An 8,698-nucleotide genomic window follows, 5' to 3' on the forward strand; every position below is an offset into this window, starting at 1 on the left:
TCAGTCGCTCGCGACCATCATCGCCGAGATCTCGGCTTCCGCGGCCTTGACGCCGTCGACGAGAGCCTCGCAGGCGAATTTGAGAAGGTTGCCGCGTTTCTTGATTTTCTTCACATGGATCTTCAACTGGTCGCCGGGAACGACCGGTTTACGGAATTTGGCATTGTCGATGGTCAGGAAATAGACCAGCGACGGTTTTTCGGTGCCCAGGCTGCGGATGCAGATGGCGCCGGCCGTCTGCGCCATCGCCTCGACGATCAGCACGCCGGGCATGACCGGCTGATCCGGGAAATGACCCTGGAAATGCGGCTCGTTTATGGTCACGTTCTTGATGCCGATAGCCGACTCGTCGCCATCGATGTCGATGATGCGATCGATCATCAGGAACGGATAACGATGCGGCAGGAGCTTCATCAGCCCCAATATGTCGACCGCCTCGAGCGTCGTCGCCGCCACCATCTCAGCTCTTCCCCCCGTCGCCGGATTTCCGCGCCCTGGCCAGTCTTCGCAGAGCCGCGATCTCCCGCATCGCCTCCGCCATCGGCTGCGCCGGGTACCCTCCCCAAATCTCGCCCGCGGGGACGTTGCTCATGAACCCGCTTCTTGCAGCAAGCTTGGCCCCAGACCCAATGGTCAGGTGATCCGCAAGACCGACACCGCCACCCATGGTGACATTGTCGCCCACCGTTACGGAACCGGAAATACCCGAAAGGCCGGCGATTATGCAATTGCGGCCTATGCGGACGTTATGAGCGATCTGCACCAGATTGTCGATCTTGGTGCCTTGACCGATGATCGTGTCTGACATGGCGCCACGATCGACCGTTGTGTTCGAGCCGATCTCGACGTCGTCCTGGATAACGACCCGGCCGATTTGCGGGACGCGCTCCGGGCCCTTGGCCCCGGCCACGAAGCCAAAACCGTCCTGGCCGATGCGGGCGCCGCCATGGATGATGACACGATTGCCGATCAGCGCGTACTGGATGCTGGCGCCTGGACCGACATAGCCGTCGCGGCCGAACTGGCAGGAGGGACCGATAACGGCATGAGGAGCAATGACGGTTCCGCTGCCGATAGAAGCGCGGGGGCCGATGATCGCGCCGGCCTCGACGATCGCGCCGGCCTCGACATGCGCCGATGGATCGATATGGGCATGCGGCGAAATACCGGTTTCGCCGGTCATCGGCGCCGGTGTCGCAGCCGCCGGGAAAAGAAGGCGTCCGACCATCGCGAAAGCCTGTTGCGGGCGCGGATGGACCAGAACCGCGATACCCGCCGGCGCTTTGCCGGCAAATTCGGCGGGACAGAGAACCGCCGCTGCCCGCAGCGATTGCATCAGCGCGAAGTTGCGTCTGCCATCGACGAAGACAAGAGCGTGCTCGCCGCCTTCGCTTGCCGGCGCCAAGGCTTCGATCGATATTTCCGAGAGGCCGGACTCGACAAGCACCGAGCCGGTCAGATTCGCGACTTCGCCAGCCGTATACCGGCGTGATGGCGCGAAGAACACCGGATCGGTCATTCCAGAAGCTATATCCAGCTAGCGCATGACCCCGAAAATCGGAATCGATTTTCGGAGGATCATGCGCAAAATCAAAGTTCTACAGCGTCCTTTGCGCGTCCAAGAGGACGCGCGGCGCTGTAGTGTCGGATCACTCTATTCCGGACCCCTACGGCCCGGAAGCATCGTCTCCCGCCAATCAGAAGCGGGTCGATATGCCGAAGTTGAATTCCTGCACGTCGTCGGTGTCCTCCTTGAGGACCGGTATCGCATAGTCGATGCGGATCGGGCCAAAGGGCGACGCCCACATCATGCCGAGACCGACCGAGGCGCGCCACTCCATGTCGGTTGTCGATGGATCGACACCCGCCACATCATTGCCATAAAGTGTCGCCGCATCAGCAAAGACCGCGCCGCGCAGGCCGAAGCTCTCCGGAATGACCGGCATCGGAAACTGGGCTTCCGCCGAGGCGTTGAAATAGGTGGTACCGCCGAGATGGTCGTCAAAGCCCTGGTCGTCGACAGGACCGATGCCGCCATAGGCGAAGCCGCGGATAATGCGGTCGCTGCTCTGGAAATGATCGAAGATGCGAAGGTCTTCGTCGCTGCCGTAGCCCTGGATATGGCCAGCCCCGCCCGAAATCAAACCAACCAGATCAAGCTGCTCTGACAACGTCTGGTAGACGCTGCCACGCGCCGTCACCTTGACGAATTTGGCGTCGCCGCCGAGGCCGGCGAATTCCGTGGTGACATTGGCGAAGATGCCTTCATGCGGGTTCTTCATGTCGTCGATGGTGTTGTAGACCAGACCGAGGCTGACCGACGACTTGAGCCACGGGCTTTCCTCAATGCCGTTTAGGATAGCCGTAGAGACGTCGCAGCCAGCCAGTGGATCGCAACCATCGTCGAGCTTGTACTTCTCCTGCGAGATATTATACGCCAGCTGCGTCGAGATGTCGTCAGTGATCGGCAGGCCAAAGCGCACTGTCGCACCTAGGGTCTCGCTCTTATAGTCGTCGTATTCCCTGGTCCGGTTGAAGATGTCGAAACCGGCGGCAATGCGCCGCCCGAGGAAATAGGGCTCGGTGAAGGAGAAGCTGTAGTCGCGCGAATTCTTGCCGCCGCCCGCCGATAGCTTGATGAACTGGCCGCGTCCGAGGAAGTTGCGTTCGGTGATCGCTCCTTCGATGGATGGGCCTGACGTGTCGCCGCCGGTCGAATAGCCGGCGCCGACCGAGAACTCGCCGGTCGATTTCTCGACCACGTCGACCACCAGCACCACCTGGTCCGGCTCAGAGCCGGGCACGGTGGAAACCTCGACTTTCTCAAAATAATCGAGCGCTTCCAGCCGTTTCTTCGCGCGCTGAATGAGAACCTGGTTGAAGGCATCGCCCTCACTCACGTCGAATTCGCGGCGAATGACATAGTCGCGTGTCCGGTCGTTGCCGCGAATCTCGATGCGTTCGACATAGGCCTTCGTGCCCTGGTCGATCGTATAGACCACCGAAATGGTGCGGTTCTCGAAATTGCGGTCGCCGCGCGGCGTCACCTGGGCGAAGGGATAGCCGGAACCGGCGACCCTCTCGGTCAATGCGATGATGGTGTCTTCGACATCCTCGGCGTTGTAGACCTCGCCCTTGCGGGTCTCGACCACCGACTGCAGCGATGCAGCGTCGACCTCGGGAATCGTGCTCTCGACGCTGACGTCGCCGAAGGTGTAGCGATCGCCCTCCTGCACGGTGATGGTCACCGTATATTTGTTGGTGGTCTCGTCGAGTTCGCCGACCGCGGAAATCACCTGGAAGTCGGCATAGCCGTGGTTGTAATAGAAACGGCGCAGCAGCTCTTCGTCGGCGCGCAGCTTGTCTTCGTCATAGACATCGTCGCGCAGCACGAACGAAAGGATGGACGAGCGCTTGGTGGAGATGACGTCGGACAGGCGACGGCTCGAATAGGCGCTGTTGCCGACGAAATTGATCGCGGCAATCTGCGTGCGGCCGCCTTCGTTGATATTGAAGACCACGTTCACGCGGTTGTCGCCGAGATCCATGATCTGGGTGGTCACGGCGGCGTCGTCACGGCCGATACGCCTGTAGGCGGCCTTGACCGCCTCGATGTCGGCATCGAGCGCCTGCTGCGAGAACGTTCCACGCGGCTTCAACTGGACCGCGGCCGCAAGGGCGTTGTCCTTGAGCTTCTTGTTGCCCTGGAACAGCACCTGGTTCACGACCTGATATTCGGAAACCTTGATGACCAGCGACGAACCGACCTGGTTGATCTGGACGTCCGAGAACAACCCGGTGCCGAACAGCGCCTTGACCGCATCGTCGATATCGGAGCTGGAAAAGGGCTTACCGGGCTTGATCGTGACGTAGTTGCGGATCGTGTCGGCATCGACCCGCTGATTGCCGCTGACTTCAACTCTTGAAACAACAGCGGCCTCGGCCGCCGATGTGGCAACGAACTGCACTGCGAGCGCACCTGGTACGACCAGGGCGACGGACAGGGCCACCGCGGACGCGGCGCTCAGAAACTTGGATGCTGCCTTCATCGGGCTTTTGTACCTTTTCTCGAAGTCCCCACGGCGAGAAAACCGGACGTGCGGTAATTTCCCCCACCGTATTAACCGGATTTTCCCTACACGCAAGGCTCCTGGTTAATTTGTATTTACTTAACCCTGTGGCGTGGCTTTCGCGTCACGCATATCCCCATGCATGGTAAACGGCGTCTCAACATTGGCTGTGTCGAAGCCAAATTTCTTCATGATTTCAGCATCCAAACAGGTCGTTCCAGAAAACGAACCCCATGAAGCCCAAGACGAGAAGCAGGCCGGCCCTGTAACCCATCTCCATCATACGTTCCGACACCGGTCGCCGAATGACGGCCTCCACGCCGTAGAACAGGAGATGGCCGCCGTCGAGGGGAGGAATCGGCAAAAGGTTGAGAATACCGATCCCGACCGACAACAGCGCAACAAGTTGCACAAGCCAGTCGAAGCCCAGTTTTGCCGCCTGCCCCGACATCTTTGCGATTTTGATTGGGCCGCCCAGCTGGCATTTATCCTCGCGACCGACGACGAAACGCTGCAGGAACTGGCCGGTACCCTGGATGATGTGGCCGGTTTCCTCGACCGCGGCAGCCAGTGCGCCAGCCGGGCTGTAGGTGATCAGGCGGGGCTGGCCGAACTCCTGGTTGTTGACGACGCCGATCACGGCCACCTTGACCTTGTTGCCCAGCGCGTCTTCCTGTTCCATCAATCGCGGCGTCGCCGTAACGGTGATCTCCTTGCCGCCGCGCAGCATGACGAAGGTGATGGCGTCGCCGCCGCGGCCCGAGACCCGGCGCTGGACGTCGGCGAAGGTCTGGACCTTGCTGCCGTCGACGCTGACGAATCGGTCCCCGGGCAGGATGCCGGCCTGCGCCGCTGGGCTGTCGGCGGTGACTTCAGCCACCATCGGCTCCATCACGGGGCGGCCATAGGCGGTAAACAGCACCGCGAAGACGGCGATCGTCAGCAGGAAATTGAACAGCGGGCCGGCAACCACAGTCGCCGCGCGCTTCCAGACCGGCTGCGTGTGAAACGCAACCTTGCGCTCGGCATCGGTCAGCAATTCGATCTCCTCCGAGCTGGGCTGGCTCGAGGTGGCGTTCATGTCGCCGACGAATTTGACGTAGCCGCCGAGTGGAATGGCGCAGAGTTTCCAGCGCGTGCCATGGCTGTCATTAAAGCCGAAGAGTTCCGGGCCGAAGCCAATCGAAAAGACCTTTACGCCGATGCCGCACCAGCGGCCGACGAGATAATGCCCCATCTCGTGGACGAACACGACTACGGTCAGCACGAACAGGAACGGCACCAGCGTGCCAAGGACAAAGCCTTCCGTGCTGAAAACCGCGTGAAGAATCTCGTTCAACTCATGTCCTCAAAATTCGTCCGCAGCACGGTCGTACCGCGACTGTGGCATCAATCCAGGCGAATCCATGGCGCATCCTGCGCAGGTCAAGATACCAGGCCAGGAAACAATGCCGATCAAGCTGGAAACAGCCCCTGTGCCGGATGGTCGGCGGTCGCCGAAATCCAGCCGATGACGTACAGGGCGAATGCCGCCGCGACAAGCCCGTCGACCCGGTCCATGACGCCGCCATGGCCCGGTATCAGCGTGCCCGAATCCTTGCGGTTGTGGCGGCGCTTCACCCATGATTCGAAAAGGTCGCCAGCCTGGGAGACCAGCGAAAGCACGAGTGCAACGACGCCGAGCACTGCAAGATTGCCGGCCCCGGCCGCCGCGGCCAAAAGCAGCCCGGCAACCACGCCGCCGACAGCGCCGCCGAGCGCCCCGCTCTGGGTCTTGCCGGGCGAGATCGATGGCGCCAGCTTCGGACCGCCGACAGCGCGGCCGACGAAATAGGCTGATATGTCGGTCGCCCAAACCACCGCGAACAGGAACAGAATGGCGACGAGGCCGGGATGGTCGCCGTTGCGCAAAAGGGCAAGTGACAGGCCGGAAATGCCGGCATAGGCAAGGCCGGACGCGTCCCACTGTCCCGTTTGATGCATCGAAGTCTGGCCCATCGAAGTCTGGCGCATCGAACCCACGACCGCGGTGACAACGACCATCACTGCCACAAGTAGCAGCAGCCATGACGCCGGCAGGCCGGCGACCAAACCGCCGACGAAAACCAGAAGCAGCGCCTCCGGCAGAAAACCAAGACCCGTGGCGGCGACCGGGCGGCACATTTGCGTCCACTCGTAGAAGATCAGGATCGTCATGGCGGCGCAAAGCAACCGGAAGGGCAGTCCGCCAAGCCAGGTCAGGCCGAGTGTGACGACCGCAAGCACGACGGCAGAAATGACGCGAAGCTGGAGGTTGCTCATCCCTTGGCCGTCACGGCGACGTCTTGAGCGCCAAGCCCGCCGAAACGGCGCTCGCGACTGGCAAAGTCGCGCAATGCGTCGGCCAGATGCTCGCGGCTGAAATCGGGCCAGTAGCAAGGCAGGAAGACAAGCTCGCTATAGGCCGCTTGCCACAGAAGGAAATTCGACAGCCTGAGCTCGCCGCTGGTGCGGATGACCAGTTCCGGATCTGGAATACCCTGGGTGTCGAGAGAGCCGGCAAAGGATTCGGCCGTGATCGCCTCGCTGTCGAGCTCGCCGCGCGCCACCGCCGAGGCAAGCTTGCGCGCCGTGCGCACGATCTCGTCGCGTCCGCCATAGTTGAAAGCGATGACCAAGGTCAGCGCGTCGTTGCGGGCGGTGAGCGTTTCGGCCTCTTCAAGCAGGGTCCTGATATCAGGTTGCAGCCCTGCCCGGTCGCCGATGATCCTGACCCGCACGCCGTTTTGGTGAAGCTCGGCGAGATCGCGGCGGATGAAGATTTTCAAGAGGCCCATCAGGTCGCTGACTTCGGACTTCGGCCGCGACCAGTTTTCCGACGAGAAGGCGTAGACGGTCAGGAAGGAGATGCCGAGGCCAGGAGCGGCGCGCACCGTGTTGCGCAGCGCCTCGACGCCGGCGCGATGGCCGGCAAGCCGTGGCAGGCCGCGCGCCTTGGCCCAGCGTCCGTTTCCGTCCATGATGATCGCGACATGCGCGGGGCTTGTCATAGTCTCGCTTTCGGGTCGGTCACCTACCCTTAAACCTGCATGATTTCTGCTTCCTTATCGGAAAGCAGATGGTCGATGGTGCCGATCATCTCGTCTGTGAGCTTTTGGACCTGGTCGGACCGCTTGCGATGATCGTCCTCGCTGATATCGCCGTCCTTTTCCGCCTTTTTGAGAAACTCCATGCCGTCCCGGCGCACGTGGCGCACGGCGATGCGCGCATTCTCGGCGTAGCCATGCGAGATCTTAACCAGCTCCTTGCGGCGCTGTTCGTTAAGTTCGGGCAGCGGAATTCTGAGATTGGTGCCGTCGACGATCGGATTGAAGCCGAGATTGGATTCACGGATGGCGCGATCGACCGCACCGACCATCGACTTGTCCCAGACCGAAACCGAAATCATGCGCGGCTCAGGCACCGACACGTTTGCCACCTGGTTGATCGGCATAGTGGTGCCATAGGCCTGCACCTGGATCGCGTCGAGCAGGTTGCTCGAAGCGCGGCCGGTCCGCAGCGAAGCCAGATCGTGCTTGAACGCAGCGATCGCCCCGTCCATGCGCCGTTTGAGATCATCGTATTCGCCACTCATCATCGTCTCCTCGACCCGTTAGCCCGGGTTCACTGTTCAGGGTAACCCCGTATTCAAGCCTCAATCCGAAAACCGGTTCCCGCTTTTCGCCTACGGGAAACCTTCGGTTCGGGATCGGGCTCCCGATCAGTCGTCTGTGACGACCGTGCAACGGCCGCCGCCCCTCAGAATATCACCGAAACCACCCTTCTCGTGGATCGAATAGACGATTATCGGAATGTTGTTTTCCCGCGCAAGTGCAATCGCGGCCGTATCCATGATCGAAAGACCACGTTTTATGACTTCGCCATGGCTGATGCGCTCGAAGCGTGTCGCATTCGGGTCCTTCTTGGGATCGGCAGAATAGACGCCGTCGACCTGAGTGCCCTTGAACAGCGCGTCGGCGCCGATTTCCGCCGCGCGCAGCGCCGCCGCCGAATCGGTGGTGAAGAACGGATTGCCGGTGCCGCCGGCGAAGATGACGACCTTACCCTGGTTCATGTAGGCGGTCGCCTGGCGCTGCGAAAAGCTCTCACAAAGCTCAGGCATGGCGATTGCCGACAGCACCACCGCGTCGACGCCGATCTTGTTCAACGAAGTACGCAGCGCCAGCGAGTTGATGACGGTGGCAAGCATGCCCATGTGGTCACCGGTGACCCGGTCACCTCCCTTGGAAGCAACCGCCACGCCACGAAAGATGTTGCCGCCGCCGATGACGACGCCGACTTCGATGCCCAGGGCGCGGGCCTCGGCGATGTCGGCGGCGATGCGATCGACTACCGACACGTCGATGCCGAAATGCTGCTCGCCCATCAACGCTTCGCCCGACGCTTTCAGCAAGACACGTCGGTAGAGGGGCTTCACCGTCATCTGATCCTCATTATCGTGCGTGCGACGCGCCTCGGGCTGCCGCCGCGCAGGCGCTGCCCCGAAACATTGGGTTCCGATACACGAAGGGGGGCCCGCGGGGCCGCGGCGCCCGCCCCCGGAAACACGCGTTCAGTGGGTTGGGTTCGCCGGGCAAATCATCTTGGAC

General features: G+C 61.6%; 7 protein-coding genes and 1 pseudogene. All 8 read right to left on the reverse strand.

Annotated elements, in window-relative coordinates; genetic code table 11:
* Entirely contained in the window at positions 1-459 is a 459-nt protein-coding gene (gene fabZ / locus AC0L14_RS08070) for a 3-hydroxyacyl-ACP dehydratase FabZ (protein ID WP_123145852.1), read from the reverse strand.
* Position 460: 1 nt separating this feature from the next.
* A complete protein-coding gene (lpxD, locus tag AC0L14_RS08075) occupies positions 461-1,519 on the reverse strand; it encodes a UDP-3-O-(3-hydroxymyristoyl)glucosamine N-acyltransferase (protein ID WP_473487009.1) in 1,059 nt (352 codons plus the stop codon).
* A gap of 178 nt (positions 1,520-1,697) precedes the next feature.
* A complete protein-coding gene (gene bamA / locus AC0L14_RS08080; RefSeq protein WP_473749127.1) occupies positions 1,698-4,049 on the reverse strand; it encodes an outer membrane protein assembly factor BamA in 2,352 nt (783 codons plus the stop codon).
* 217 nt (positions 4,050-4,266) lie between these two features.
* Complete coding sequence (gene rseP, locus AC0L14_RS08085) at positions 4,267-5,409, reverse strand: RIP metalloprotease RseP (protein ID WP_473487011.1); 1,143 nt, start codon at positions 5,407-5,409, stop codon at positions 4,267-4,269.
* Between the two features lie 116 nt (positions 5,410-5,525).
* Positions 5,526-6,371: a phosphatidate cytidylyltransferase gene (locus tag AC0L14_RS08090; RefSeq protein ID WP_473749128.1), complete on the reverse strand. Its 846-nt coding sequence runs from the start codon at positions 6,369-6,371 to the stop codon at positions 5,526-5,528.
* A pseudogene (locus AC0L14_RS08095) lies at positions 6,368-7,111 on the reverse strand (isoprenyl transferase); the annotation flags it as partial. The gene AC0L14_RS08090 and the pseudogene AC0L14_RS08095, both read right to left, overlap by 4 nt.
* Positions 7,112-7,128: 17 nt before the next feature.
* Complete coding sequence (gene frr / locus AC0L14_RS08100) at positions 7,129-7,683, reverse strand: ribosome recycling factor (RefSeq protein WP_077384157.1); 555 nt, start codon at positions 7,681-7,683, stop codon at positions 7,129-7,131.
* A 126-nt stretch (positions 7,684-7,809) separates the two neighbouring features.
* Positions 7,810-8,532: a UMP kinase gene (gene pyrH, locus AC0L14_RS08105; RefSeq protein ID WP_095492866.1), complete on the reverse strand. Its 723-nt coding sequence runs from the start codon at positions 8,530-8,532 to the stop codon at positions 7,810-7,812.
* Positions 8,533-8,698: the final 166 nt, after the last annotated feature.

The sequence above is a fragment of the Mesorhizobium sp. WSM4841 genome, assembly GCF_055811515.1.